25 protein-coding genes are annotated in these 26710 nt (G+C 69.7%); 12 read left to right on the forward strand and 13 right to left on the reverse strand.

Annotated elements, in window-relative coordinates:
* Positions 1–38: 38 nt before the first annotated feature.
* The 6 genes from glmU to ACFY0U_RS13225 all read left to right on the forward strand — a co-directional run bounded on the left by glmU (position 39) and on the right by ACFY0U_RS13225 (position 5440).
* Positions 39–1487 (forward strand): bifunctional UDP-N-acetylglucosamine diphosphorylase/glucosamine-1-phosphate N-acetyltransferase GlmU, encoded by a 1449-nt coding sequence (gene glmU / locus ACFY0U_RS13200; protein ID WP_388634522.1) that lies wholly within the window; start codon positions 39–41, stop codon positions 1485–1487.
* A gap of 133 nt (positions 1488–1620) precedes the next feature.
* On the forward strand, positions 1621–2601 hold the full coding sequence (locus ACFY0U_RS13205) for a ribose-phosphate diphosphokinase (protein ID WP_388634526.1): 981 nt from the start codon (positions 1621–1623) through the stop codon (positions 2599–2601).
* Positions 2602–2805: 204 nt separating this feature from the next.
* Positions 2806–3390, forward strand: a complete 585-nt coding sequence (locus ACFY0U_RS13210; protein ID WP_388634529.1) for a 50S ribosomal protein L25/general stress protein Ctc — start codon at positions 2806–2808, stop codon at positions 3388–3390.
* A gap of 85 nt (positions 3391–3475) precedes the next feature.
* Positions 3476–4078: an aminoacyl-tRNA hydrolase gene (gene pth / locus ACFY0U_RS13215; RefSeq protein ID WP_388634532.1), complete on the forward strand. Its 603-nt coding sequence runs from the start codon at positions 3476–3478 to the stop codon at positions 4076–4078.
* Positions 4079–4130: 52 nt separating this feature from the next.
* A complete protein-coding gene (locus ACFY0U_RS13220) occupies positions 4131–4646 on the forward strand; it encodes a hypothetical protein (RefSeq protein WP_388634535.1) in 516 nt (171 codons plus the stop codon).
* Positions 4647–4780: 134 nt separating this feature from the next.
* On the forward strand, positions 4781–5440 hold the full coding sequence (locus tag ACFY0U_RS13225; protein ID WP_388634537.1) for an LPXTG cell wall anchor domain-containing protein: 660 nt from the start codon (positions 4781–4783) through the stop codon (positions 5438–5440).
* Positions 5441–5500: 60 nt separating this feature from the next.
* Here the strand turns inward: ACFY0U_RS13225 and ppc are convergent, their stop codons facing one another.
* Positions 5501–8242 carry a phosphoenolpyruvate carboxylase gene (gene ppc, locus ACFY0U_RS13230; RefSeq protein ID WP_388634539.1) on the reverse strand — a complete coding sequence of 914 codons (2742 nt, stop codon included), beginning with the start codon at positions 8240–8242 and terminating at the stop codon, positions 5501–5503.
* Between the two features lie 303 nt (positions 8243–8545).
* Here ppc and ACFY0U_RS13235 point away from each other — a divergent pair, with 303 nt between their 5' ends.
* Both ACFY0U_RS13235 and ACFY0U_RS13240 read left to right on the forward strand, forming a co-directional pair.
* Positions 8546–9556 (forward strand): acyl-CoA desaturase, encoded by a 1011-nt coding sequence (locus ACFY0U_RS13235; protein WP_388634541.1) that lies wholly within the window; start codon positions 8546–8548, stop codon positions 9554–9556.
* Positions 9553–10230 carry a TetR family transcriptional regulator gene (locus ACFY0U_RS13240; protein ID WP_388634543.1) on the forward strand — a complete coding sequence of 226 codons (678 nt, stop codon included), beginning with the start codon at positions 9553–9555 and terminating at the stop codon, positions 10228–10230. Before ACFY0U_RS13235 ends, ACFY0U_RS13240 begins: the two co-directional genes overlap by 4 nt.
* 21 nt (positions 10231–10251) lie before the next feature.
* Here the strand turns inward: ACFY0U_RS13240 and ACFY0U_RS13245 are convergent, their stop codons facing one another.
* From ACFY0U_RS13245 to ACFY0U_RS13255, 3 genes are all read right to left on the reverse strand, one after another.
* Positions 10252–10425: a CsbD family protein gene (locus ACFY0U_RS13245; protein ID WP_388634546.1), complete on the reverse strand. Its 174-nt coding sequence runs from the start codon at positions 10423–10425 to the stop codon at positions 10252–10254.
* A gap of 65 nt (positions 10426–10490) precedes the next feature.
* Positions 10491–10877 (reverse strand): VOC family protein, encoded by a 387-nt coding sequence (locus ACFY0U_RS13250; RefSeq protein WP_388634549.1) that lies wholly within the window; start codon positions 10875–10877, stop codon positions 10491–10493.
* Positions 10877–11674, reverse strand: a complete 798-nt coding sequence (locus tag ACFY0U_RS13255) for a trans-aconitate 2-methyltransferase (protein ID WP_388634551.1) — start codon at positions 11672–11674, stop codon at positions 10877–10879. The genes ACFY0U_RS13250 and ACFY0U_RS13255 overlap by 1 nt, the downstream gene beginning before the upstream one ends.
* Before the next feature lie 88 nt (positions 11675–11762).
* Between ACFY0U_RS13255 and tamR the strand changes: the two genes are divergently transcribed.
* A complete protein-coding gene (gene tamR, locus ACFY0U_RS13260; RefSeq protein WP_266891343.1) occupies positions 11763–12260 on the forward strand; it encodes a MarR family transcriptional regulator TamR in 498 nt (165 codons plus the stop codon).
* Here tamR and ACFY0U_RS13265 read toward each other — a convergent pair.
* Positions 12219–12986: a LuxR C-terminal-related transcriptional regulator gene (locus tag ACFY0U_RS13265; RefSeq protein ID WP_388634553.1), complete on the reverse strand. Its 768-nt coding sequence runs from the start codon at positions 12984–12986 to the stop codon at positions 12219–12221. The two genes, tamR and ACFY0U_RS13265, sit on opposite strands and share 42 nt — an antisense overlap.
* A 259-nt stretch (positions 12987–13245) precedes the next feature.
* Here ACFY0U_RS13265 and ACFY0U_RS13270 point away from each other — a divergent pair, with 259 nt between their 5' ends.
* Positions 13246–13701 (forward strand): GNAT family N-acetyltransferase, encoded by a 456-nt coding sequence (locus ACFY0U_RS13270; RefSeq protein ID WP_388634556.1) that lies wholly within the window; start codon positions 13246–13248, stop codon positions 13699–13701.
* On the opposite strand, the gene ACFY0U_RS13275 is transcribed toward ACFY0U_RS13270, so the two are convergent.
* The 4 genes from ACFY0U_RS13275 to galT all read right to left on the reverse strand — a co-directional run bounded on the left by ACFY0U_RS13275 (position 13698) and on the right by galT (position 17754).
* Positions 13698–14375 (reverse strand): hypothetical protein, encoded by a 678-nt coding sequence (locus ACFY0U_RS13275; RefSeq protein WP_388634559.1) that lies wholly within the window; start codon positions 14373–14375, stop codon positions 13698–13700. The two genes, ACFY0U_RS13270 and ACFY0U_RS13275, sit on opposite strands and share 4 nt — an antisense overlap.
* Before the next feature lie 201 nt (positions 14376–14576).
* Complete coding sequence (gene galK, locus ACFY0U_RS13280; protein ID WP_388634562.1) at positions 14577–15728, reverse strand: galactokinase; 1152 nt, start codon at positions 15726–15728, stop codon at positions 14577–14579.
* Positions 15728–16696 carry a UDP-glucose 4-epimerase GalE gene (gene galE / locus ACFY0U_RS13285; protein WP_388634565.1) on the reverse strand — a complete coding sequence of 323 codons (969 nt, stop codon included), beginning with the start codon at positions 16694–16696 and terminating at the stop codon, positions 15728–15730. The genes galK and galE overlap by 1 nt, the downstream gene beginning before the upstream one ends.
* A complete protein-coding gene (gene galT / locus ACFY0U_RS13290; RefSeq protein WP_388634567.1) occupies positions 16693–17754 on the reverse strand; it encodes a galactose-1-phosphate uridylyltransferase in 1062 nt (353 codons plus the stop codon). Before galT ends, galE begins: the two co-directional genes overlap by 4 nt.
* A gap of 111 nt (positions 17755–17865) precedes the next feature.
* On the opposite strand from galT, the gene ACFY0U_RS13295 reads away from it, so the two are divergent.
* Positions 17866–19554 carry a sodium:solute symporter family protein gene (locus ACFY0U_RS13295; protein WP_388634570.1) on the forward strand — a complete coding sequence of 563 codons (1689 nt, stop codon included), beginning with the start codon at positions 17866–17868 and terminating at the stop codon, positions 19552–19554.
* Between the two features lie 29 nt (positions 19555–19583).
* On the forward strand, positions 19584–19907 hold the full coding sequence (locus tag ACFY0U_RS13300; RefSeq protein WP_388634573.1) for a hypothetical protein: 324 nt from the start codon (positions 19584–19586) through the stop codon (positions 19905–19907).
* Positions 19908–19974: 67 nt separating this feature from the next.
* Here the strand turns inward: ACFY0U_RS13300 and ACFY0U_RS13305 are convergent, their stop codons facing one another.
* From ACFY0U_RS13305 to ACFY0U_RS13320, 4 genes are all read right to left on the reverse strand, one after another.
* Complete coding sequence (locus tag ACFY0U_RS13305) at positions 19975–20682, reverse strand: LuxR C-terminal-related transcriptional regulator (RefSeq protein ID WP_388634576.1); 708 nt, start codon at positions 20680–20682, stop codon at positions 19975–19977.
* A gap of 297 nt (positions 20683–20979) precedes the next feature.
* The gene (locus tag ACFY0U_RS13310) at positions 20980–22809 is read right to left on the reverse strand and encodes a PQQ-binding-like beta-propeller repeat protein (RefSeq protein ID WP_388634579.1); all 1830 of its coding nucleotides are present in this window, start codon (positions 22807–22809) and stop codon (positions 20980–20982) included.
* A gap of 55 nt (positions 22810–22864) precedes the next feature.
* Entirely contained in the window at positions 22865–24625 is a 1761-nt protein-coding gene (locus tag ACFY0U_RS13315) for a PQQ-binding-like beta-propeller repeat protein (RefSeq protein ID WP_388634582.1), read from the reverse strand.
* A 236-nt stretch (positions 24626–24861) separates the two neighbouring features.
* Positions 24862–26664, reverse strand: coding sequence for an ABC-F family ATP-binding cassette domain-containing protein (locus ACFY0U_RS13320; RefSeq protein WP_388634585.1), 1803 nt, complete (start codon positions 26662–26664; stop codon positions 24862–24864).
* Positions 26665–26710 lie beyond the last annotated feature (46 nt).

Consider the following 26710-nt stretch of genomic DNA (forward strand, 5'->3'; position numbering starts at 1 on the left):
GGATGTCACCCACCCCCTCCACAGCCGAAGGGCATCCCGTGAGCGCCATTCGCCCGGCAGCCGTCGTCGTTCTCGCAGCGGGTGAGGGCACCCGTATGAAGTCGGCCACACCCAAGGTCCTGCACGAGATCTGTGGCCGCAGCCTCGTGGGTCATGTGCTCGCCGCAGCGCGGGAGTTGGACCCCGAGAATCTCGTCGTCGTCGTCGGCCACGCGCGCGAGAAGGTCACCGAGCACCTCGGCGTCATCGACCCCGGCGTCCGCACCGCCGTCCAGGCGCAGCAGAACGGCACCGGGCACGCCGTACGCATGGCACTCGAAGAGCTGGGCGGTGTCGTCGACGGAACCGTCGTCGTGGTGTGCGGGGACACCCCCCTGCTCACCGGCGAGACCCTGCGCGCCCTCGCCTCCACCCACACCACCGACGGCAACGCCGTCACCGTGCTCACCGCCGAGGTCCCCGACGCCACCGGCTACGGCCGTATCGTCCGCGACGGGGTCTCCGGCGCCGTCACCGCGATCGTCGAGCACAAGGACGCCTCCGAGTCGCAGCGCGCCATCCGGGAGATCAACTCCGGTGTGTTCGCGTTCGACGGGCAGCTGCTCGCCGACGCCCTCGGCAAGGTCCGCACCGACAACTCGCAGGGCGAGGAGTACCTCACGGACGTCCTCGGGATCCTGCGCGAGGCCGGTCACCGCGTCGGCGCCTGCGTGGCCGGCGACCACCGTGAGATCGCCGGGATCAACAACCGGGTCCAGCTCAGCGAGGCCCGCCGCATCCTCAACGACCGGCTCCTGAACCGCGCCATGCTCGCCGGTGTCACCGTCGTCGACCCGGCCACGACCTGGATCGACGTCACCGTCACCTTCGAGCAGGACGCCCTCGTCCACCCCGGCACCCAGCTGCACGGCGCCACCCACCTCGGCGAGGGCGCGGAGGTCGGGCCCAACAGCCGGCTCAAGGACACCGTGGTCGGAGCCGGCGCCCGGGTGGACAACACCGTCTCCGACGGCGCCCATGTCGGCCCGGACGCGACCGTGGGGCCGTACGCCTATCTGCGGCCCGGCACCCGCCTCGGCGCCAAGGGCAAGATCGGGACGTACGTCGAGACCAAGAACGCCTCGATCGGGGAGGGCACCAAGGTGCCGCACCTGTCCTACGTCGGGGACGCCACCATCGGCGAGTACACCAACATCGGTGCCGCGAGCGTCTTCGTGAACTACGACGGGCAGGACAAGCACCACACCACCGTCGGCTCGCACTGCCGCACCGGTTCGGACAATATGTTTGTGGCTCCCGTCACGGTCGGGGACGGTGCGTACACCGCCGCCGGGTCCGTGATCACGAAGGACGTGCCGCCCGGTTCGCTCGCTGTGGCCCGTGGTCAGCAGCGGAATATCGAGGGTTGGGTGGCTCGCAAGCGTCCGGGGAGCGCCGCGGCGAAGGCCGCCGAAACGGCCTCCCGCCAGGGCGAGAGCGAGGACTGACCGGAAACAGGTGCGTCAAACACGGCGTACCGTGATAAGTGCACACCCGCACCCACCAGCTGAGACGGCCCCGTCGCGCCCAGCGGCGAGGTCTCTCGACAGTCGGCTGAGACACCTCTGAGGAGACAGTGCTGTGACCGGGATCAAGACGACCGGCGAGAAGAAGATGATGTTCTTCTCCGGCCGCGCCCACCCCGAGCTTGCCGAGGAGGTCGCCCAGCAGCTGGGTGTCGGGGTCGTCCCGACCAAGGCCTTCGACTTCGCCAACGGCGAGATCTACGTCCGCTACGAGGAGTCGGCACGTGGTGCGGACTGCTTCGTGATCCAGAGCCACACGGCTCCGATCAACCAGTGGATCATGGAGCAGCTCATCATGATCGACGCGCTCAAGCGCGCGTCGGCCCGCTCCATCACGGTCATCGTGCCGTTCTACGGTTACGCGCGCCAGGACAAGAAGCACCGCGGGCGTGAACCGATCTCGGCGCGTCTGATCGCGGACCTGATGAAGACGGCGGGTGCCGACCGCATCCTCACCGTCGATCTGCACACCGACCAGATCCAGGGCTTCTTCGACGGCCCGGTCGACCATCTCTTCGCCCTCCCGCTGCTCGCGGACTACGTGGGCAAGAAGGTCGACCGCGACAAGCTGACGGTCGTGTCCCCGGACGCGGGCCGGGTGCGGGTCGCCGACCGCTGGTGCGACCGTCTCGGCGCGCCCCTGGCCATCGTGCACAAGCGGCGCGACAAGGACGTGGCGAACCAGGTGACCGTCCACGAGGTCGTGGGTGAGGTCAAGGGCCGCGTGTGCGTCCTCGTCGACGACATGATCGACACCGGTGGCACCATCTGCGCGGCCGCGGACGCCCTGTTCGCGCACGGCGCCGAGGACGTCATCGTCACCGCCACCCACGGTGTGCTCTCCGGTCCGGCCGCGGACCGGCTCAAGAACTCGCGCGTGAGCGAGTTCGTCTTCACCGACACGCTGCCGACGCCGGGCGAGCTGGGCGAGGACCTGGACAAGATCACGGTCCTCTCCATCGCGCCGACGATCGCGAGCGCGGTGCGTGAGGTGTTCGAGGACGGTTCGGTGACGAGCCTCTTCGACGAGCAGTAGGCCTTCCGCCCCAGCGGCTGAACGCTTCTGCATGATCGATTTTTCTACGGCCTCCCCCGCCGAGTAGACTGCGCGAGTTGCTCGGCGAGGGAGGCCGTACCCGTTCACGCGGGTGTCGGCGGTCCGTTATCGACGCGCTCTTCGTAGCAGGCCGATTGTTTGGCCGGGTGACCACCTTCCCCAACTGTTCTACGAGGAGTGACCATGGCCGACGTCAAGCTCACCGCCGAGACCCGTACCGAGTTCGGCAAGGGTGCGGCCCGCCGTATCCGCCGTGACAGCAAGGTTCCCGCCGTTGTCTACGGGCACGGTGCCGAGCCGGTCCACATCACGCTGCCGGGCCACGAGCTGAACCTCGCCCTGCGCACCCCGAACGTCCTGCTCACCCTGGACATCGAGGGCAAGAGCCAGCTGGCGATCCCGAAGGCCGTCCAGCGCGACGCCATCAAGGGCTTCCTGGAGCACGTCGACCTGCTCCTGGTCAAGCGCGGCGAGAAGGTCAACGTCGAGGTCTACGTGCACACCGAGGGCGAGCTGGCGGCGGGCCCGTACCTGCTCGAGCACGTGCTCAGCACCCTGAACGTCGAGGCCGAGGCCACGCACATCCCGGAGTCGGTCACCGTCTCCATCGCGGGCCTGGAGGCCGGTGCCTCCATCCTCGCCAAGGACATCCCGCTGCCCGAGGGCACCACGCTGGCGACCGACGAGGACGCGGTCGTCCTCCAGGTCCTGGCCGCCCAGGCCGAGGAGGCCCCGGCGGAGGCCGAGGCCGAGGCCACCGAGGCCTGATCCTCCCCGGAATACCGACTGCCGGCCGCCGCTCCCCTCGGGGGCGGCGGTCGGCGTGTATCAAGGGACCGCGTAGCAAGGAGAGATGGACGTGACGACCCCCGCCAATGCCCCCTGGCTGATCGTCGGCCTCGGCAATCCCGGCCCGGAGTACGCGGCCAACCGCCACAACGTCGGTTTCATGGTGGCCGATCTGCTGGCCGATCGGATCGGGGGCAGGTTCAAGCGGGCCGGCAAGGCGCAGGCGCAGGTCGTGGAGGGGCGGATCGGGCCGCCCGGTCCGGCCAACCGCCGGGTGATCCTCGCCAAGCCGATGTCGTACATGAACCTGTCCGGCGGGCCGGTGAACGCGCTCAAGGACTTCTACAAGGTGCCCGTCGCCAACATCGTGGCGATCCACGACGAGCTGGACATCGACTACGGCACGCTGCGCCTCAAGCTCGGCGGCGGCGACAACGGGCACAACGGGCTGAAGTCGATGACGAAGGCGTTCACCGCGGAGTACCACCGGGTGCGGTTCGGGATCGGGCGGCCGCCGGGGCGCATGCAGGTCGCCGACTTCGTGCTGAAGGACTTCTCGTCGAGCGAGCGCAAGGAGCTCGACTACTTCGTGGACCGGGCCGCGGACGCCGTGGAGTGCCTGGTCATCGAGGGTCTTGAGCGGGCGCAAAGCACGTACAACTCCTGACTTGTCCGGCCGCCGAAACGGCCGAAGTTGACGGGCCGTTCAGGCATGGCCAATGATCCCCGCCATGCCTGCCACCGCCACCAAGTCCCGTCAGGCCGCCCGCCCCGCCTCGGTCGCCGCCCTCCGCCTCGGACGGCTCGCGGCGATGGGTACGGTCGCGGCGCTGATCCTGATCGCCGGGGTGTGGGCGTCGTGGGGCACCGCGCAGCACGTGATGCTGACCAAGGGCCGGGAGAGCGGCACCATCGAGGTGACGCGGTGCGGGGACGACACCTGCACCGGGCCCTACACGCCGATCTCCGAGGGGTCCACGCCGCGTGCGAAGGTCGTCATCGAGAAGACGGTCGCGGTGCGCAAGGGCGAGACGTACACCGTCGTCATGAAGCCCAGCAGTGACGACGTCGTACGGTCCGGGCCCGCGGGCATCCTCTACGCCTGGGTTCCGCTGGGTGGCGCGCTGCTGCTGGCGTCGGTCGTCGTCGCGGGCGGACTGGGGCGCACGCGGGGCGCGTGGGTCATGGCGGGGGCGGGCATCGCCCTGCTCACCGCCGCTTTCGTGACCATCTGACGGCTTTCGGGGTTCTCCACATCTGTGGAGGACCTGAGCGTTGCCCGTTCGTGATTGACCTTGGGTCAGGCGGGGCTGGAAGCTGAGCCGCCCCCTCCACATCTTCCCTGTCACATCTCGAAGATGGACTGCCCATGCGTACCCTCACCCGCGCCGGCGCCCTGTCCGCCGCCGCCGTGGCCGCCCTGCTCGCGGCCCCCTCCGCCCACGCCACCCCGCCCGGTGACAACGGCACCGTCAAGATCCACGACGCCTCGACCGACGAGGAACCGCGTCGCAACGAACCGCACGTCTGCACCTTCTACCTGGACGCCTTCGGCTTCGACAGCGGCCAGCAGGTCGACTGGCACATCGAGTCCTGGGCCCCGACGGCCGGCGTCAAGGGCGAGACCGTGAAGTCCGGCGAGATCACCCTCGACGCCGAGGGTCATGGCCGTACGGAGGACCTGTCGCTGCCGGACGGGCACTACAAGCTGTTCTGGAACTTCGACGGCGAGCACGGCTCCGCCAAGCACAAGGTGTTCTGGACGGACTGCGAGGACACCGACGAAGGCAAGCCGGGTGACGGTACGGCGACACCGTCCGCCTCCGCCTCGCCGTCGGCCTCCGCCTCGGAACCCGCCGGGGTCGCGGGCTCGCCGTCCGCCTCCTCGTCCCCGTCCCCCCAGGGCGGCGGCAGCGAGGGCGACCTCGCCGAGACCGGCAGCGGTGCCCCCGTCGGACTGCTGAGCGGCGTCGCTGCGGCGCTGGTCGCGGCGGGCGGCTACCTGGTGTTCCGGCGTCGTCAGGCATAACCGTGGAGACGACGGTGCCCCCGAGGACGAACCTCGGGGGCACCGTCGTATCGGCGACTGTCAGCCGGTGTTGCGCAGACCCGCCGCCACACCGTTGACCGTCAGCAGCAGGGCGCGGGCCAGCGTCGGGTCCGGCTCCTCGCCCGCGGCGGCCGCGTCGCGCTGGCGCTTGAGGAGGGCGACCTGGAGGTAGGAGATCGGGTCGAGGTAGGCGTCGCGGATGGCGAAGGTCTGCCTCAGGACGGGCTGGGCGTCGAGGAGTTCGGTCTCGCCGGTGACCTTCAGGACCTCGCGCACGGTCAGCGCGTGCTCGGCCTCGATGTCGGCGAACACATGCTGGAGCTCGGCCGGGACCAGCGTCTCGACGTAGTGGCGGGCGATCCGCAGATCGGTCTTGGCCAGGGTCATCTCGACATTGGAGATGAAGTTCTGGAAGAAGTGCCACTGCTCGTGCATCTCGTCGAGCACGGTGTCCAGGCCCGCCTCGCGCAGCGCCTTCAGGCCGGAGCCGACGCCGTACCAGCCGGGGACGATCTGGCGGGACTGGGTCCAGCCGAACACCCACGGGATGGCGCGCAGGCCGTCGAGGGAGACGCCCGAGCCGGGGCGGCGGGAGGGCCGCGAGCCCAGGTGCAGGTCGGCGAGCTGGTCGACCGGCGTCGACGCGAGGAAGTACGTCGGCAGGTCGGGGTCCTCGACGAGCTTGCGGTAGGCGGCGTGCGCGGCGTCCGACACGACGTCCATCGCGGCGTCCCAGCGGGCCAGCGCCTCGTCCGACTGACGCGGAGCCGTGTGCAGGGCGGAGGCCTGGAGGGTGGCCGCGACCGTGAGCTCCAGGTTCTCCCGGGCCAGCGAGGGGACCAGGTACTTGTCGGAGATGACCTCGCCCTGCTCGGTCACCTTGATCTCGCCCTCCAGGGTGCCCCAGGGCTGGGCGAGGATCGCGTCGTGCGAGGGACCGCCACCGCGGCCCACCGTGCCGCCGCGGCCGTGGAAGAGCCGCAGGCGCACGCCGTAGCGGTGCGCGACGTCACGCAGCCGGCGCTGGGCGCGGTGGATCTCCCACTGGGAGGTGGTGATGCCACCGAACTTGGAGGAGTCGGAGTAGCCGAGCATGACCTCCTGCACGTCCCCGTTCAGCGCGACCAGACGCCGGTAGGACGGGTCGGAGAGCATGTCCTCCAGGATGGTGTCCGCGGACTTGAGCTCGACCGTGGTCTCCAGGAGCGGCACGATGCCGATCTTGGCCCAGCCGGCGTGCAGATCGATCAGGCCCGCCTCGCGCGCCAGGACGGTGGCGGCGAAGACGTCGTCGGCGCCCTGGCACATCGAGATGATGTACGACTCGATGACCTCGGGTCCGAAGACGTCCAGGGCGCGCTTGACGGTGTGGAAGACGCCGAGGGTCTTCTCGCCGGCGGCGTCCAGCGGGGCGGGGGTCGGGGCCAGCGGGCGGCGCGACCTCAGCTCCTTGGCAAGCAGCTTGCCGCGGTACTCGCGGGGCATGTCGGCGTAGCGCCAGGACTCCTCGCCGAGCCGGTCGAAGAGCTGGCCGAGGGCGTGGTGGTGGGCGTCGGCGTGCTCGCGGACGTCCATGGTGGCGAGCTGGAGGCCGAAGGCGGCGAGCGTACGGATCGTGCGGTTCATCCGGCCCTCGGCGATCAGACCGCCGCGGTGTTCGCGCAGGGAGGTCTGGATCAGCGTCAGGTCCTGGAGCAGCTCGGCGGTGCCGAGGTAGTCGCGGCCGTCCTCGTGCGGGGTGTTCTTGGCGAGCCGCTGCTTGGTGTTCTCCAGCTTCTGGCGGATCGCGGTGGCCTTGAGCCGGTAGGGCTCCTCGGCGTTGAGGCGCTTGTAGCGGGGGCTGATCTCCGGCAGGCGCTCCAGGTCGGCCTGGAGGGAGGTGAGCAGCTCCTCGGTGGCGCCGGTGTAGCGGATGGAGTTCGAGAGGAAGCCGCGCAGCTCGTCGATCAGGTCGAGCGCGTCGTTGATGCCGTGCTCGTGCTGGAGGATCAGGACGTCCCAGGTCACCTGGGGGGTGACATTGGGGTTGCCGTCGCGGTCGCCGCCGATCCAGGTGCCGAAGGTGAGCGGGCGGGTGTTCTCGGGGAGGGTGACGCCGACGCGCTCCAGCTCGGCGGTCAGGTCCTCCAGGACGTCACCGACCGCGTTCGCGTGCAGCTCGTCCAGGTAGTAGATGGCGTTGCGGGACTCGTCGGTCACCTCGGGGCGTACGACCCGCAGCTCGTCGGTCTGCCACACCAGGTCGATGTTCTCGGCCAGGCGGGTGTCGTAGCGGCGGCGGTCGGTCTCCAGGACCGGGGTCTCCAGGAGCGCGGCGATACGGCGGAGCTTGTTCAGGACGCTGCGGCGGGCGGCCTCGGTGGGGTGGGCCGTGAACACCGGACGAACGTTGAGGTTCTGCACGGTCTGGCGCAGGTGCTCGGGGTCGGCGTCCTTGAGGCGGTCGGCGGTACGGGCGAGCAGACCGCCCTCGGCGGCCCGCCTGGCTCTGAGCTCGCGGCCGCGGTGGACCTGCTCGGTGACGTTGGCCAGGTGGAAGTAGGTCGAGAAGGCGCGCACCAGCTTGGCGGCGGTCTCCAGCTCGGTGCCCCGCAGCAGTTCGGCGGCGGCGTCACCGTCCTCACGGGTGAGGCTGCGGACCCTCTCGACGAGTTCCAGCAGCTCCGGGCCTTCCTGGCGGACGAGGGTCTCGCCGAGGAGGTCACCGAGTCGCCTGATGTCGGCGCGCAGCTCGGTGGAGGTGGTCTCCTGAGAAACGGTCTGGTCGTCGGCACTGCTCACAGGTGCGGCTCCTTGCAGTGTTGAAGCTCGTCCGGGAGGGGAACCCGGTATCGGTCACACGGCGGCTGCCGCATACGGACCGGACATCCGGGAAGAAATGAGAGCGGACCGCGCTGTCCGAACGACTCCAGGATAGGTGTCCGTGCGGACGCGCAGACTCTCGGGCTCTTGCCGTCGGGCGACGCGCTGCCATACTTACGATGCCGTAGGTTACGGAACCGTAGGGAAGTCCCGCTTTACTTCCATGGGCTCCGTTGACCAGGCCCTTGTCACAAAACCCTCGAACCCCACAGGGGACGCCCCATGACCACAAGCTCCGATGTGATCGAAGACGCCCCGGACGCGCCCGACGATCCCTCGATGCCGTCCGCAACCCTGGGCGGCGAGCAGAAGCGTTCGCTCGAGCAGATCACCCTGCTGCTCTTCATCATCGTCCCCTTCCTCGCCGTGCTCGCGGCCGTGCCGCTGGCGTGGGGCTGGGGAGTGAGCTGGCTGGACCTCGGTCTGCTCGTCTTCATGTACTTCCTCGGCTGTCACGGCATCACGATCGGCTTCCACCGCTACTTCACGCACGGCTCCTTCAAGGCCAAGCGCCCGCTGCGGATCGCGCTGGCGCTCGCGGGGTCGATGGCGGTCGAGGGGCCCCTGGTCCGGTGGGTCGCCGACCATCGCAAGCACCACAAGTTCTCGGACGCGGAGGGTGACCCGCACTCCCCGTGGCGGTTCGGCGAGACGGTTCCGGCGCTGATGAAGGGCCTGTGGTGGGCGCACATCGGCTGGATGTTCGACGAGGAGCAGACCCCGCAGGACAAGTACGCGCCGGATCTGATCAAGGACCCGGCGATCCGCCGGATCTCCCGTGACTTCATCTTCTGGACGATGCTCTCCCTGGCCATCCCGCCGCTGGTCGGCGGTCTGGTGACGATGTCGTGGTGGGGCGCCTTCACGGCGTTCTTCTGGGGCTCGCTCGTCCGCGTCTGCCTCCTGCACCACGTGACCTGGTCGATCAACTCGATCTGCCACGCGGTGGGCAAGCGGCCGTTCAAGTCGCGGGACCGCTCGGGCAACGTGTGGTGGCTGGCGGTCCTGTCCTGCGGTGAGTCGTGGCACAACCTGCACCACGCCGACCCGACCTCCGCGCGGCACGGGGTGGAGCGCGGTCAGATCGACTCCTCGGCGCGTCTGATCCGCTGGTTCGAGATGTTCGGCTGGGCGTACGACGTCCGCTGGCCGTCACGCTCACGTATCGATTCACGCCGTAACACCGACGAAGGCGGCTCCCGACGCGGGAAGGAGCCCGCGAAGGCGGCATGATTGACGCCGTGGCGACCGACTCAAGCAGCAACGAGAGCAATGAGAAGCCGAGGCGCACGCGCCGCACCCGGATGACGGGGGCCGAGCGCCGTCAGCAGCTGCTCGAGATCGGTCGCACCCTCTTCGCCGCCAAGGGCTTCGAGGGCACGTCGGTGGAGGAGATCGCGGCGAAGGCCGGGGTGTCCAAGCCGGTGGTGTACGAGCATTTCGGCGGCAAGGAAGGCCTGTACGCGGTCGTCGTGGACCGTGAGATGCGGCGCCTGCTCGACATGGTGACGAGTTCCCTGACGGCCGGCCATCCGCGCGAACTCCTGGAGCAGGCGGCCTTCGCGCTCCTGGACTACATCGAGGAGTACACGGACGGCTTCCGCATCCTGGTCCGTGACTCGCCCATCCCGCAGTCGACGGGTTCCTTCGCCTCGCTGATCTCGGACATCGCCACCCAGGTGGAGGACATCCTGGGCCGTGAGTTCAAGAGCCGCGGCTTCGACCCGAAGCTGGCCCCGCTGTACGCGCAGGCCCTGGTCGGCATGGTCGCCCTGACCGGGCAGTGGTGGCTGGACGTGCGCCGCCCGAAGAAGGCGGAGGTCGCCGCGCACCTGGTGAACCTGTCGTGGCACGGGCTGGACGGCCTGGAGCAGAAGCCGCACCTGATAGGGCGCCGGAAGAGCTGAGCCCTCCGGCGCCCCGCTGAGTCACCGCTTGAAGGCGTCCTTGGTCTTCTCCTTGGCCTGACGCACGTCGCCCTTGGCCTGTTCGGTGCGGCCCTCGGCGGTCATCCGCTCGTTGCCGACCGCGCGGCCCATGGTCTCCTTGGCCTTGCCCTTGGCCTGTTCCTTCTTCGCCCGGGCCTTCTGTTCCTTCGCCACGTCACTCACTCCCGGCTGGATCGTCCCCCCGCTGTCACTCCAGCGAGTGGCCTGCGCGGGGCGGCTCAAACAACCGGCTCCAGAAACTCCAGCCGGTTGCCGACGGGGTCGTCGGCGTAGAAGCGCCGGTGTCCCGGCAGGTCGGCGTCCCAGGTCACCGTCGCACCGCGGGCCTCAAGCCTTGCCTCGTACGTCTCGATGTCCGTGACCCGCAGCCCGGGGTGGGCCTTCCGGGCGGGCCGACAGTGACATTTTCCGCCTCCGGCGGGGGCCTCCTCGATGCCCAGATGCAGCTGCACGGCCCCCGCCCGGAACCAGCACCCGCCGCGCGCGGCGAGCACCGGCGGCTTGGGGACCTCGGTCATGCCGAGCACTCCGACGTAGTACGCCCGCAGCCGCTCCTCCGAGCCCGGGGGCGCGGCGAGCTGGACGTGGTCGACGGCGGTGAGCATCACGCGGCCTTGCGGGCGACGGCGAAGATCCGGCGGAACGGGAAGGGGGTGCCGTGCGCTCCCGCCGGATAGGCCTTGCGCAGGGCGTCGCGGTAGCGGTGCACGAAGTCGTCGCGGGCCTCGGGATCGTCGGCGAGCGCGGTGAGGACGGGCCGCAGTCCCGTTCCCTTCACCCAGTCCAGGACCGGGTCCTCGCCGGTGAGGAGATGGATGTACGTCGTCTCCCACACGTCGGCCGTGCAACCGAGGGCGGTGAGGTGCTCCAGGTAGGTCTCGGGGGTCAGGACGGCGTCGTCGTGGCGCAGCAGGTCGCCGAGCCCCGCGGTGTGGGCGAGTTCGCGCATCAGCTGGTGGCTGGGGGCGCCGAAGTTCCCGGGCACCTGGAAGGCGAAGGTGCCGCCCGGCGCGAGCCCCGCGATCCAGTCGGCGAAGCGCTCCACATGGCCGGGGACCCACTGGAGCGTGGCGTTGCTGACGATGAGGTCATACGGCTGCGCGGGCGCCCAGGTGCGGACGTCGGCGTGGGCGAAGTCGAGGCGGCCGCCGCCCGGGGTGGGGCCCTCGTGCTCGGCGCGGGCCCGGTCGAGCATCTCGGGCGAGTTGTCGTAGCCGGTGATGCGGGCGGTGGGCCAGCGGTCGGCGAGGACGGCGGTGACGTTGCCGGGGCCGCAGCCGAGGTCGGCGATGCGGGGCGCCTGTTCGGCGGGCAGGCCGGGGACGCGGGCGAGGAGGTCCGCGAAGGGGCGGGCGCGGTGGTCGGCGTGGCGCAGGTACTGGGCGGGGTCCCAAGTCGTCATGGCTCCACTGTGACTCCCGATTTATCTTGACGTCAAGAGACTTCACGTCAAGAGACTCCACATCGACACAACCACTAGACTGATCGCCATGGAGGACGAGGTCGATCGGCTGGTCGCAGCATGGCGCCGGGAGCGCCCTGACCTCGACGTGGAACCGCTCGAGGTGCTCAGCCGGGTGAGCCGGCTGGCCCGGCACCTGGACCGGGCACGTCGGCTGGCCTTCTCCGAGCACAGCCTGGAGCCCTGGGAGTTCGACGTCCTCACCGCGCTCAGGCGCGCGGGAACGCCGTATCAGCTCTCCCCGGGGCAGCTGCTGACGCAGACTCTGGTCACCTCGGGCACGATGACCAACCGCATCGACCGGCTGACCAAGAAGGGCCTGGTGGAGCGGCTTCCGGACCCCTCGGACCGCCGTGGCGTGCTGGTCCGGCTGACGGACGAGGGCCAGGACCGCGCGGACCAGGCCCTCGCCGGACTGCTCGACCAGGAGCGCGCGATCCTCGCGGAGCTCTCCCGGGCCCAGCGGGGCGAACTGGCGGGTTTGCTACGCCAGTTGACCGCCCCGTTCGACAACATCCCCGGCTAGGTCGACCGGGCCCACCCCGGCACGGCGGGCGAGTGCGACGGCGGCCAGCGTGGAGTGCACGCCGAGCTTGCCGAGGACGTTCTGCATATGGGTGCGGACGGTGTGCGGCGAGAGGAACAGCCGCTCGGCGACGGCCTTTCTGCCCAGACCGGCGACCATGCAGCGCAGCACCTCCCGCTCGCGCGGGGTCAGGGACTCCACCAGCCGCTCGCTCTCGGTGCGGTGCTTGCGTGCGGCGGTGAGCTCCCTGAGGACCCCCGTGAGCAGGGCGGGCGGCAGATGCGTCTCGTCCCTCAGCACCCCTCGTATGACGGTGAGCAGTCTGGACAGCGAGCAGTCCTTGGCCACCCACCCCGACGCCCCGGCCTGCAGGGCGAGCGCGGCACGGCGCTGGTCGTCCTTCTCGGCGAGGACGACGATACGGACCCCGGGCTGCGAGGAACGCACCCCGGCCACCAGCGAGATGCCGTCGACGACCCCGTCCTCATTGCCCTCCTGTACGGGCACGGCGGGCCGGATGCCCTGGACATTGCCGCCCAGATCGGCGTCGACGAGCAGCACGTCGTAGCGGCGCCCCTCGGCGGCCGCGCGCTCCAGACTGCGCAGCGCGGCGGGACCGCTGCCGGCGGCGGAGACGTCGACGTCGGGCTCGGCGGCCAGGGCGGCGGCGAGCGACTCGGCGAAGATGCGATGGTCGTCGACGACCAGGACTCGGATGCGAACCACGAAACCCCCTTCCCCAAGCTCTGTAAGAGCAGGGGATACCCCATCGTCGGGAGACGGAAAAGACCGGCGCAGGTACGACGTCCGAAGCGCGATGGCCGCACGGCCGCCGCCGTGCACGAACTGCTACCCCCACTTCGGGCGCCGTACCCGACTGTCTCGCCCCCTGATCAGCACCGGCCCCCACCGGTGCTGTTCATCAGGGTACGGCCGGGGGCCGGGAGCGGAAGGTAATTTGCAGAACTGGCTGTCCAGCACGTTTATGGTGAGCCGCATGTTTCGCATTGAGACAGAAGTCGACAGAGGCCGACGCGATCTGCTCCACCGACGGCTCCGCGACACGAACACGGCGGCCTCCCCGATCCTGCGCGCCCTGCGCGGAACCCCAGGTGAACGCGAACTTCCGCTCCACGTCTGGGCCTTGGACGGGACGGGCGAAGTGGCGGGCGGTCTGGTCGGCCACACCTGGACGGCATGGCTGCATGTCACCTACCTGTGGGTGGACGACCGGTGGCGGGGGGCGGGCCTGGGTTCGCAGTTGCTCGCGACCGCGGAGGCCGTCTCCCGCGACGAGCGGGGGTGTGTGAACTCGCGTCTGGAGACCTGGGACTTCCAGGCACCGGAGTTCTACCGGAAGCGGGGGTACGACGTGGTGTGCGTGATCCCCGACTATCCGCCGGGGATCACCGAGTACACGCTGACGAAGCGGATCGGCTAGAGCCCGCGGCCGCAGACGGTGTCGTACGGCCGTCCCACCACGATCGTCAGTTGGATGGGGTCGGTGGTGCCGGAGGGGCACCGGGCGGTGGCGGCCTCGACGAGCCCGAGCACCTTGAGGTCACCGGGACCCGCCCGGTCGCACGCGATCTCCTTGACGTCCGCGGCGACACAGTCCCCCTTCACCAGCTGCCCGCCGCCCGCGCCCGCGTCACCGGGGTGGTCGTCGGAGAGGTTGCGTCCGCAGACGGTGTCGGTGGGGATGCCGCCGCCCGTCCCCTCGTCGGACCCGAAGCTCATCGACACCTCGATGATCACGTCCGTGCCCGCCGGGCACTGGACCGCGGCGGGCAGGATGCTGCCGTCCATGATCTTCAGCGCCTTGAAGGTGGCCTCGGAGTCGTCGCAGTCGAACGCCCGGTACCCGCGGGGAGCCCGGTCCGGATCGGGACCACCGCAGTCCCCGACCTTCCACTCCCCCGAACTGCCACCGCCGTCCCCGGTGGCCGAGGCGGACACCGACGGCGCGGAGGAGGCCTCGTCGTCGCCGTCCTTGCCGCCCGTGAACCACCAGATCGCATAGACGATCCCGATGAACACGACCAGGGCCACCAGCCCCCTCAGACACCCCGGCTCCTTGCGCGGTGGATCCTGAGGACCGTCCTGCACAGCCATGACATCCCCCTCCGCTCACGGCGATATGCCCCACGGTCACACGGAACGGGCGGTTCTGGCCGGGGAGTTACGGTCTCCGAACGACTCGGGGACAATCCCCACATCGTGTTCGCACGCACCGGGCCCCGGGCGGGTTCGGGCAGAACAAGGGTCAGCCCCACGCTCGGTGAGGAGCACGGGGCTGACGGGAAGCGGAGAACCTCAGGAGACCCTGCGCGCCCCCGGCGACGGCACCGCCTCGAACACGCGCGGCGCCGTGAACCCGGCGGTGGCGAAGGCCTCTTCGACCGCCTTGGTGATGGTGTCCACGTCGGCGACGTCCGCCAGCACGATCGCCGAGCCGCCGAAGCCGCCGCCGGTCATCCGGGCGCCCAGGGCGCCGGACGCGAGGGCCGTGTCGACGACCAGGTCCAGCTCGGGGCAGGAGATACGGAAGTCGTCCCGCAGGGAGGCGTGGCCCTCGACCAGGACCGGGCCGATCGCGCGGGTGTCGCCCGACTCCAGCAGGGACACCACCCGCTCCACGCGCTCGTCCTCCGTCACGACGTGCCGCACCAGCCGTACGACCTCTTCCTCGTCGCCCAACCGGGCCAGCGCCGCGTCCAGTTCGCCGTACGGCACGTCCCGCAGCGCGTCCACGCCCAGCAGTGCCGCGCCCTTCTCGCAGCCCGCGCGGCGCTTGCCGTACTCGCCCTCGCTGTGGGAGTGCTTGACCTGGGTGTCGACGACCAGCAGGCGCATGCCCTCGGCCGCCAGGTCGAAGGGGATCTGCTTCTGGGACAGGTCGCGGGTGTCGAGGAAGAGCGCGTGGCCGTCCTCGCAGCAGGCGGAGGCCGTCTGGTCCATGATGCCGGTCGGGGCACCGACGTAGACGTTCTCCGCGCGCTGGCACAGACGGGCCAGCTGCCAGCGCTCCAGGCCCAGTTCGAACAGGTCGTTGACGGCCAGGGCCACCACGACCTCCAGCGCCGCCGACGAGGACAGGCCCGCGCCCGCCGGGACCGTCGACGACAGATGGATGTCGGCGCCGGTCACCGCGTGCCCGGCCTCGCGCAGGGCCCAGAGCACACCGGACGGGTACGCCGTCCAGGCGCGGTCCGACTCCGGCGTCAGCTCGTCGAGACGCAGCTCCACGACACCGCCCTCGACGTCCGCGGAGTGCAGCCGCAGGACGCCGTCCGTGCGCCGCGAGACCGCCGCGACGGCGGTGTGCGGCAGCGCGAAGGGCATCACGAAGCCGTCGTTGTAGTCGGTGTGCTCACCGATGAGGTTGACGCGGCCCGGCGCCGACCAGACACCTTCGGGTTCGGTTCCGTAGAGCTCGACGAAACCGTCCCGCACCTGCTGCCCCACTACTGCTCCCTTGCGATCTTCTGCGTGAACTCCCACGCGTCCGCGACGATCCCCGCGAGATCCGCGCGGGACGGGTTCCAGCCCAGCTTCTCGCGGGCGGCGGCGGCCGACGCCACCAGGGTCGCCGGGTCGCCGCCCCGGCGGGGGGCCACGACCTCGGGGATCGGGTGGCCGGTGACCTGACGGACGGTCTCGATGACCTGGCGGACGGAGAAGCCCTCGCCGTTGCCGAGGTTGCAGATGAGGTGCTCGCCCGAGGTGGCCGCCTTCAGGGCCAGCAGATGGGCCTCGGCCAGGTCGGCGACGTGGATGTAGTCGCGCACGCAGGTGCCGTCCGGCGTCGGGTAGTCCTCGCCGAAGACGGAGATCGCCTCCCGCTTGCCCTGTGCGACCTGGAGGATCAGCGGGATGAGGTGCGACTCCGGGTCGTGGCGCTCACCCTGCTCGCCGTACGCGCCCGCCACGTTGAAGTAGCGCAGCGACACCGCGCCCAGGCCGTGGGCGGCCGCCTCGCCGGTGATCATGTGGTCGACGGCGAGCTTCGAGGCGCCGTAGGGGTTGGTCGGCTTCGTGGGCGCGGACTCGACGATCGGCACCTGCTCCGGCTCGCCGTACGTGGCCGCCGTGGAGGAGAAGACGAGCGTGCGCACGCCCGCCTCGCGCATGGCGCCGAGGAGCGCCATCGTGCCGCCGACGTTGTTGTCCCAGTACTTCTCGGGCTTCACGACCGACTCGCCGACCTGCGAGAAGGCGGCGAAGTGCAGGACGCCGTCGTAGGAGCCGTCCAGCCACTTGCCCGCGTCGCGGATGTCGCCCTCGATGAAGGACGCGCCGGCCGGGACGCCCTCGCGGAAGCCGGTCGTCAGGTTGTCGAGGACGACGACCTCGTGGCCCGCCTCCAGCAGATGCTGGGCGACCACGCTGCCGACATAGCCCGCGCCACCGGTGACCAGGTACTTACCGCTCATGAACTCGCTACCTCTCGCAGTCGCTCGGCCGCGGCCTCCGGCCGGATGTCGTTGATGAACACGTTCATGCCGGACTCGGAACCCGCGAGGAACTTCAGCTTGCCGGGCGTACGGCGGATGGTGAAAAGCTCCAGGTGGAGCGCGAAGTCGTCACGGCTGACGCCCTCGAACTCCTCCAACGCGCCGAACGGGGCCTGATGCCAGGCCGCGATGTAGGGCGTCTGAGGCTCACCTTCGCCGAAGATCCGGTCGAAGCGCCTCAAGAGTTCCAGATAAACCTTGGGGAATTCTGAGCGCGCGTCCTCGTCGAGGCCGAGCAGATCCGGGACGCGGCGCTTGGGGTACAGGTGGACCTCGTAGGGCCAGTGCGCGGCGTACGGCACGAAGGCCACCCAGTGTTCACCCTCCAGGACGACCCGCTCATCGGCGAGTTCGCGCTCCAGGACGGCGTCGAAGAGGTTCTCCCCGCCCGTCGCCTCCTTGTGGGCGGCGACCGACCGCAGCATCTGGGCGGTGCGGGGGGTGGTGAAGGGGTACGCGTAGATCTGCCCGTGCGGGTGACCCAGGGTCACACCGATCTCGGCACCGCGGTTCTCGAAGCAGAACACCTGTTCCACGGAGGGCAGATGAGACAACTCCGACGTCCGGTCCGTCCACGCGTCGAGAACCAGCCGCGCCTGTTCCTCGGTGAGGTCGGCGAACGACGCGTTGTGGTCGGAGGTGAAGCAGACGACCTCGCAGCGGCCCGAGTCGCCGGCCAGCGAGGGGAAGCGGTTCTCGAAGACCACGGCGTCGTACGACGAGTCCGGGATCTCGCTCAGCCGCTCGCCCTGCGAGGGGCACAGCGGGCACTCGTCGGCCGGCGGGTGGTAGGTGCGGCCCTGGCGGTGCGAGGCGATCGCGACCGAGTCGCCGAGCAGCACGTCACGGCGGACCTCGGACGTGGTGACCGTCCTGTCCAGCGGACGGCGGTCCACCGCGTCCCGCACGGTGTCGTCGCGCAGGTCGTAGTAGATGAGCTCGCGACCGTCGGCCAGTCGGGTCGAGGTCTTCTTCACCGCCGGACTCCTTCACTCAAACAGAACTAAACACAAGTAACCATAACTCGACAGTCGCGTCAACGGCGGAATCAAACAAAGTGCACCAGCGGAAGGGTTGAATGGCTGCTCATGCAAACCATTACAAATGGCACATATCTAGCGGCCGAGCTACGGCTCCCCACCAACTGGCTCGACTACACGATTCTCGGCATCTACTTCGTGGTGGTCCTGGGCATCGGCTTCGCGGCCCGCCGCTCGGTGAAGACCAGCCTCGACTTCTTCCTCTCGGGGCGCTCCCTGCCCGCCTGGATCACCGGCCTGGCCTTCATCTCCGCCAACCTGGCCGCCACCGAGATCCTCGGCATGGCCGCCAACAGCGCTCAGTACGGCGTCTACACCGTGCACTGGTACTGGATCGGCGCCATCCCGGCCATGGTCTTCCTCGGCCTGGTGATGATGCCCTTCTACTACTCCTCCAAGGTCCGCTCGGTCCCCGAGATGCTGCTGCTGCGCTTCGACAAGTGGGCGCACCTGCTGAGCTCGGCGCTCTTCGCCTTCGCCGCGATCCTGATCTCCGGGGTCAACCTGTACGCCCTCGCGATCGTCGTCGAGGCCCTCCTCGGCTGGCCGCAGTGGGTGGCGATCGTGGTCGCGGGCGCGTTCGTGCTGGCGTACATCACGCTCGGCGGTCTGTCGTCGGCGATCTACAACGAGGTGCTCCAGTTCTTCGTGATCCTCGCGGCCCTCATCCCGATCGTGGTGCTGGGCCTGAAGAAGGTGGGCGGCTGGGGCGGCCTGACGGACAAGCTGACGGCCGAGCACGGCGCCGACTTCACGACGGCCTGGGGAGGCACCGGCATCGGCTCGGACAATCCGCTCGGCGCGAACTGGCTGACGATCGTGCTGGGCCTGGGATTCGTGCTGAGTTTCGGCTACTGGACGACGAACTTCGCGGAGGTCCAGCGAGCGCTGTCGGCGAAGAACCTGAGCGCGGCCCAGCGGACCCCCCTGATCGCCGCCTACCCCAAGATCTTCATCGTCTTCCTGGTGATGATCCCGGGCCTGACGGCCGCGGCCCTGATCCCCGGCTTCGGTACCGAGGAGTCCGGCTACCAGTACAACGACGCGATCCCCTACCTGATGGAACAGCTGCTGCCCAACGGTGTCCTGGGCATCGCGGTGACCGGTCTGCTGGCCGCGTTCATGGCGGGCATGGCGGCGAACGTGTCGTCCTTCAACACGGTGTTCACCAACGACATCTGGGCGCGGTACGTGGAGCAGGGCCGCGAGGACACCTACTACGTGCGCTTCGGCCGCCTGATCACGGTGATCGGCGTGGCGGCGTCGGTGGGCACGGCGTTCCTGGCGTCGTCCTTCTCGAACATCATGAGCTACCTCCAGACGCTGTTCTCCTTCTTCAACGTGCCGATGTTCGTCGTCTTCATCGTCGGCATGTTCTGGAGGCGCGCCTCCGCGAAGTCGGGCTTCTGGGGTCTGCTGGCGGGCACGGTGGCGGCGATGGTGAACTACTTCTGGATCTACAAGCAGGGCATCGTCGACATCCCCTCGGACCAGGGCGCCAACTTCGTCTCGGCGATCGTGGGCTTCGTGGCGGGCGCGGTGGTCATGGTCGCGGTATCCCTCTTCACCGCTCCGAAGCCCGCCGAGGAGCTCCAGGGCCTGGTCTACGGCACCCGCTCCCCCGGTATGTCCGAGGCGCCGGCCGAGGGCGACGACGCCTGGTACCGCAAGCCGGCCCTGCTGGGCTGGGGCGCGGTGATCCTGGCGGCCGCCTGCTACATCCCGTTCTCGTTCTGACCGTGCCCCGGAAGGGAGCCTGAGAGACCATGTCCGACCACTCCGGATACTCCGACAAGGACGTCCAGCGGGAAGTCGCCGAACTACAGGCCAAGTCCGCCACCGCGGCCCGCATCTTCGACCTGCGCCTCATCATCGGCGGCCTGTTCGTCCTCTACGGCGTCATCGTCACGATCGCCGGCATCAACCCGTCCGACGCCACCCTCGACAAGGCCGAGGGCGTCAACATCAACCTCTGGACCGGCCTCGGGATGCTGCTCCTCGGCATCTTCTTCCTGGTGTGGCTGAAGCTCCGCCCCACACCACCGCCGGTCGTGCCCGAACTCTCGGAGAACGAGAACCCGACCGAGTAGCGGCACCCGACAGGGCCGGAGTCCACGGGGGCTCCGGCCCTGTCGCACGTCCCGCGCGGACGCCGGGTCAGAGCTCCAGCCCCCCGCCCGTCTCCGGAGACGCGTGCGGTACCGGGCCCGCCCGGTCCAGGAGTCCGGTGCGGGCCGCCAGGGCCGCCGCCTCCAGTCGTGATCCGACGCCCAGCTTCATCAGGACCCGCTGGACATGGGTGCGGGCGGTGGAGGGGGCTATGCCCATGCCGGCCGCGATGAGCCTGGTGTCCTCGCCGTCGGCGACGCGCACCAGGACCTCCACCTCCCTCGGGGTGAGCATCTGGAGCAGGCGCTGGCCCTCGTCGTCGGGCTGGGCGGCCGGGTTGAGCAGTTCGCTGAAGGCGCCTTGCAGGAGCTGGGGCGCGACCGCCGCCTCGCCCGCCCGCGCCTTCATGATCGCCCGCTCGACGCCCTCGATGCGCTCGTCATGGCGTACATAGCCGGAGGCACCGGCCGCGAAGGCCGCCGCGATGCCCCGCGGGCTCGGTACCGGGCCCAGCACCAGGACCGCCACCTGCGGACGGTCCCGCTTGATCTTCACCACCGGGTCGAAGATGCCCGGTTCGGCCGGTGTCGCCGTGCCCAGGAGGCACACCTCGGGCGCCCGGGTGATCACCAGTTCCGCCGCGCCCGCGGCGGGTGCCGCCGCGGCGAGCACCCGGTGCCCGCGCAGCTTCAACGCCGAGGCCAGCGCCTCCGCGAGCAGACGGTGGTCGTCGACCACCATGAGCCGCACTCCCATCGAGCAACCCCCCAGTCCCCCCAATGGATCCCCATGCAACGATCCCCATGCCCCGCCGTGGCTGCTCCCCTATGGATGCCCACTGATCGCACGGACAGAAGCCCCCTCCCGGCTCCCCCGCTCTTCATGCCCCCGGAAGCTACACGCTTGTTCGACGTTGCGCTCCCCCTACTGGTGAGAAGTGCCCCGGATCGACGGAATTTCCGGCATTCGAGATTGATGGGTGGTACGCGCACGGCCCCGCCCCTGAGCAGGGACGGGGCCGTGGCCACCAGCGGATTCACACCCGCTGAGCGATCACTTCGCTCCGAAGGCGACCGCGAGGTACTCCTTCTCGGTCGAACTGCTGCCGAAGTCGCTCGCGTAGACCTGCGCCATGTACAGCCGTCCGTCGTGGTAGAGGATCTCGGAGTACTCGGGGAGCATGCTCGTCTCCACGTCGCGCACCGCCTCCGTCGCCGGGTTCTCCAGGAGCTTCGTCTCCTTGAAGGTGCCGCCGTCGATCGTCACGATCTGACCGCCCTTGTCGTACGGCGGCCGCTTGTACGCCAGCACGTTGCCGCCGTCCATGCGCAGCGGGGAGAGCGTGTAGCCGTCGCCCGCGTCGGCGCGCTGGCCGGTCTCCTTGCCACTGGCCAGGTCGATGGCGACGATCGAGTTGGTCCGGGAGTAGTCGCTGCCGGTGACCTCGCGCTCCTCGGTCGGCAGGTAGATCCGGTCGTTGCCGACCACGATCTGGGAGCAGTACTCGATCTTGGTGATGCCGTCGCAACGGGCCACGTACTTCTCGGGATCCACCGAGATGCGCGAGCGCAGCTTGCCGGTCTTGTTGTCGATGGCGAAGACGTCCGAGATGCCCTGCGCGCCCTCGACCTCGCCGACCTCGGCGGCCACCACGAGCGGCTCGGTGGAGACGATGCTCGCGTACTCGATGCCCGTCGCCATCTTGTACTCGGAGATCACCTTCCCGGAGGCCGGGTCGATGGTCTGGATCTGTAGCTGGCGCTGGCCGTAGGAACCGCACTTGCGGACCGCGACCAGCTTCTCGCCGCCGCCGTAGCCCGCGTCGTAGCAGGTGTCGGTCGGCTTCGGGGCCCACAGCGACTTGCCGCTGTCGATGTCCCAGGCGCCGCCGCCGCTGGTGCTGCCCGCGGCGACGGTGTTCGCGCTGACGGTGACGTTGTCCCAGGGGATCAGCCGGTCACCGGACTTGGCGGTCTTGGTCCACAGCTTCTTGCCCGCGTTCAGATCGATCGCCGCGACCTGGCTGCAGCCGGCCGTACGTTCCTTCGTCGGCATCGCGGGCTCGTAGGCGATGGCCGTCAGCCCCTTCTCGGTGGCGTGGCGGCTGGCCTGGCACACCGGGCCGGGCAGCTTGATCGTCCACAGCTTGGTGCCCTTGGCGGGGTCGTAGCCGACGATCTCGGCGATGCCGCTCTTGGCGTAGACCGTGTCGGTCAGCCAGGAGCCGTTCACCGTGTACGTGGTGTCGACCGGCGGCTTGGGCTGCGGGACCTGGAAGAGGACGGACGCGGCCGTGCTGGCCGGGACTTTCTCGTCGCCCTTGCTGGAGGTGCCGCCGGTGCCGCCCTTCTCGTCGCCGCCACCGCCGGTGCCGCCGCTGGTGCTCGCGGTGTCCTTCTTGTCGTCGCCGGAGGAGGAGGCGTACCAGACACCGCCGCCCACGATCAGCGCGATCGCCACGACCGCCGCGACGATGATCGCCAGCTGCGGACTGATCTTCCGCCCGCCGGCCGGCTGACCGGGCTGGGGGTGCAGCGGCATGGTCGGCTGCGGGTAGCCGTAACCGGGCTGCTGGCCGTAGGGGTTGGGCGGCTGGCCGTAGCCGCCGGGCTGCTGTCCGTACGGGTTCGGCGGCTGGCCGTACGAGGGCTGCTGCTGGCCGGGGTAGCCGTAGCCCGGGTCCGCGGGCGGTGCCTGCGGGGGCGGGGGTGTCTGCGGGGCGCCCTGCGGCGGCGGGGGTGCCTGGGGGTATCCGTAACCGGGCTGCTGGGCGGGCGGCTGCGGGGCTCCGAAGCCGGGCTGCTGCGGCGGCTGGTCCTGCGGCGGGCCGAACCCTCCCCCGGGCGGGGGCTGGTTGGGCGGCGGGGGCGGCGGCTGGGTCATGACGCGGGTACCTCGAGAAGTGGGGACGGCGGCGGGAACGTGACGGGGTGCGGGGCTACTTGCCGTAGGCGAGCATCAACTTCTCCTGCGTGTCGTCGTTGCCGCTCAGCCGTGTGGTCGAGAGGTAGAAGCGCCCGTCGACCCAGTCGACGGCCTTGGAGTAGAAGCCGTCCTCGATGTCGGCGATGCCCGCCGGGTTCTGGAGCAGCTTGACCGGCTTGTGGTCCGAGCCGGTGGTGGCGAGGGAGACGATCTGGCCGCCCGCGTCGTACGACGGCTGGACGTAGGCGATGAGCTTGCCGTTCTCGATCTTCAGCGGCAGCATCGACTCGTCCACCGGGGACTTCACCCGCCACTTCTCCTTGCCGTTGGAGAGGTTGATCGCCACGATCTCGTTGGCGCTGGAGGTGGCCTCGGTGGGCAGGTAGAGCGTGTCCGCGTCGGCGACCGCGCCCGTGCAGCCCGTCAGGTCACGCGCGAAGATCGCCCAGTCGCAGGCGGGGGCGAAGTCCTCGTCGAAGGCGACCTGGGAGCGGAACTTGCCGCCGTCGGTGAACGTGGAGATGTTCCAGCTGTTCTTGTCCTCGTTGGTGCTGTAGATGACCAGCGGGTCGAGGGAGTAGGCGCGCGCGACCCGCCAGCCCTTGTCGAACTTCTGGGTCCACTTGACCTTGCCGGTCGTCGGGTCCAGCTCCTGGACCTCGTCGTGCTCGTTGTCACCGGAGGCGTCGCAGGAGGAGACGGCGATCAGCTTGGCACCGCCCGCGAAGGCGCTGGGGAAGCAGGCGTCGCCGTACTTCGCCTTGTCGAAGAGCTTCTTGCCGGTCTCGACGTTGTACGCGGTGCCCGACATCGAGCGTCCCACCATCAGCGTCTTACCGGTGACGGACAGTTCGATCTGGAGGGTGCTGTCGAAGAGCTCGCCGTCGCCGACCTCGCCGCTCCAGCCCTTCTCGCCGGTGTTGAGGTCGATCTCCTGGAGCTGGTTGCACTCCGCGCGGTCGCTGCTGCCGCTCATGTAGGCGACGACGATCTTGCCGGCGGCCGTCTGCTGCGGGGTGGTCGCGCAGATCTTCTGGTCGAAGGTGATCGGGTCCCAGGAGGGCTTGCCGTCACCGACGTTGTAGGCGAAGAGCTGCTTGTAGGCCGCCTTCACCGCGGTCTTGTCGGTGATCCACATGCCGGGGGCGTCGGCGCCGTTGCCGGGGGCGTCGGGTGCGTCCTTGTACCAGAGCACCTTCGACTCGCCGGACTGGCGCCCCTCGTTGAGGTCCGTCTGCTCCTCGCCGCCGCCACCGTCGCCGTACCCCGGGTTGACCGGGTCGTCGGAGGCGGACGGCTTGGCGCTCTCGCTCTCCTTGGCGACCGGCTTCTTCGGGTCGTCGTCGCCGCTCGCGACCGCCCACACGGTGCCGCCGACCACCAGCAGCCCGGCCACGGCCGCGGCGATGACGAGGGCTGGCTTGCCCTTGAAGGGGTTTCGCGAACCGGACGGCGGGGTGCCGGGGCCGCCGGGGTACTGCGGCTGGGGCGGATAGCCATAGCCGGGCTGGCCGTAGGGGCCGGGCGGCTGGGGCTGACCGTAGGGACCGGGCTGGCCGTAGGGGCCCGGCTGCTGGGGCTGGGCGTACGGCCCCGGCTGCTGAGGCTGGCCGTACGGGCCGGAAGGAGGCTGCTGGGGATAGCCGTAGCCGGGCTGCGGCGGTCCCTGCGGTGGCGGCGGCGTCTGCGGCGGCCCCTGTGGAGGCGGCGGCGCGCCGAAGCCACCCTGCGGCGGCTGGTCCTGCGGTGCTCCAAAACCGGGCGGCTGGGTCATCAGCGCGTTCCCCCTCGTTCACTGATTTTTAGCCACGCCCTGAGGTACGTAACGGACTCAGAGTCGTACTCAGAAAGTTCTCAGACGGCTCTTTCTATCACTCGGCACCGACACAGCACCGGGCCGTATCACCCCCTGTGTCCAAGGGAGTACGGCCCCGTGATGCCCCCGTTATGCGCCTTCACGCCCCCTTCACACGGCGCGCGCGCCGCCCACCAGCGCCGCCCTGCCGATCCTCACGCGTCCTCGGCGAGTTCCAGCCAGCGCATCTCCAGCTCCTCGCGCTCACCGGCCAAGTCCCGGAGCGTGGCGTCGAGTTCGGCCACCTTCGCGAAGTCCGTGGCGTTGTCGGCGATTTGGGCGTGCAGCTTGGTCTCCTTCTCGGAGATCTTGTCGAGCTGCCGCTCGATCTTCTGGAGCTCCTTCTTGGCGGCCCGCTGGTCGGCGGCGCTCCGGTCGGGCGCGGCCTTCTGGACGACCGGCGCGGCGGCGGCCGCGGCCTCCTCCATCTTGTGGCGGCGCTCGATGTACTCGTCGATACCGCGCGGCAGCATCCGCAGGGTGGCGTCGCCGAGGAGGGCGAAGACCCGGTCGGTGGTGCGCTCGACGAAGAAGCGGTCGTGGGAGATGACGATCATCGAACCGGGCCAGCCGTCGAGGAGGTCCTCCAGCTGGGTCAGGGTCTCGATGTCGAGGTCGTTGGTGGGCTCGTCGAGGAAGAGGACGTTGGGCTCGTCCATCAGCAGGCGCAGCAGCTGGAGCCGGCGCCGCTCACCACCCGACAGATCGCCGACCGGCGTCCACTGCTTCTCCTTGTTGAAGCCGAACGTCTCGCACAGCTGTCCGGCGGTCATCTCGCGCCCCTTGCCGAGGTCGACGCGCTCACGCACCCGCTGCACGGCCTCCAGGACCCGCAGGTTCGGGTCGAGTTCGGCGACCTCCTGGGAGAGATAGGCGAGCTTGACCGTCTTCCCGACGGCGACCCGCCCGCCGGCGGGCTGTGTCTCGCCCTCGCTGCGCCAGGCGTCGCGCATGGCGCGCAGCAGGGAGGTCTTGCCGGCGCCGTTGACACCGACCAGGCCGATGCGGTCGCCGGGGCCGAGCTGCCAGGTGATGTGCTTGAGCAGCACCTTGGGGCCGGCCTGGACGGTGACGTCCTCCAGGTCGAAGACCGTCTTTCCGAGCCGCGAGGACGCGAACTTCATCAGCTCGCTGCTGTCGCGCGGCGGCGGCACGTCCTTGATGAGCTCATTGGCGGCCTCGACGCGGAAGCGCGGCTTGGAGGTGCGGGCCGGGGCGCCGCGGCGCAGCCAGGCGAGCTCCTTGCGGACCAGGTTCTGCCGCTTGGTCTCCTCGGTGGCGGCGATGCGCTCCCGCTCCGCGCGCGCGAAGACGTAGTCGGAGTAGCCGCCCTCGTACTCGTAGACAGCGCCCTTCTGCACGTCCCACATGCGGGTGCAGACCTGGTCGAGGAACCAGCGGTCGTGGGTGACGCAGACGAGCGCGGAGCGGCGCTCGCGCAGATGGCGGGCGAGCCAGGAGATGCCCTCGACGTCGAGGTGGTTGGTGGGCTCGTCGAGGACGAGTAGGTCCTGCTCCTCGATGAGCAGCTTGGCGAGCGCGATACGGCGGCGCTCACCGCCGGAGAGCGGGCCGATGACGGTGTCCAGGCCCTGCGGGAAGCCGGGCAGGTCGAGGCCGCCGAAGAGACCGGTCAGCACATCGCGGATCTTGGCGTTGCCCGCCCACTCGTGGTCGGCCAGGTCCCGGATGACCTCGTGGCGGACGGTCGCGGTCGGGTCCAGGGAGTCGTGCTGGGTGAGGATCCCGCTGCGCAGCCCGCCGGAGTGGGTGACGCGGCCGGTGTCGGCCTCCTCCTGCTTGGCGAGCATGCGGATCAGGGTGGTCTTGCCGTCACCGTTTCGGCCGACGACACCGATGCGATCGCCCTCGGAGACGCCGAGCGACACGCCGTCGAGCAGGGCACGGGTGCCGTACACCTTGCTGACGTTCTCGACATTGACCAGATTGACGGCCATTTCTCTCCTGACAAGGGGGATGCTCGACCCTCCAGGGTAGTCCGGC

This window comes from Streptomyces sp. NPDC001536, from assembly GCF_042894505.1.
Taxonomy (GTDB): domain Bacteria; phylum Actinomycetota; class Actinomycetes; order Streptomycetales; family Streptomycetaceae; genus Streptomyces.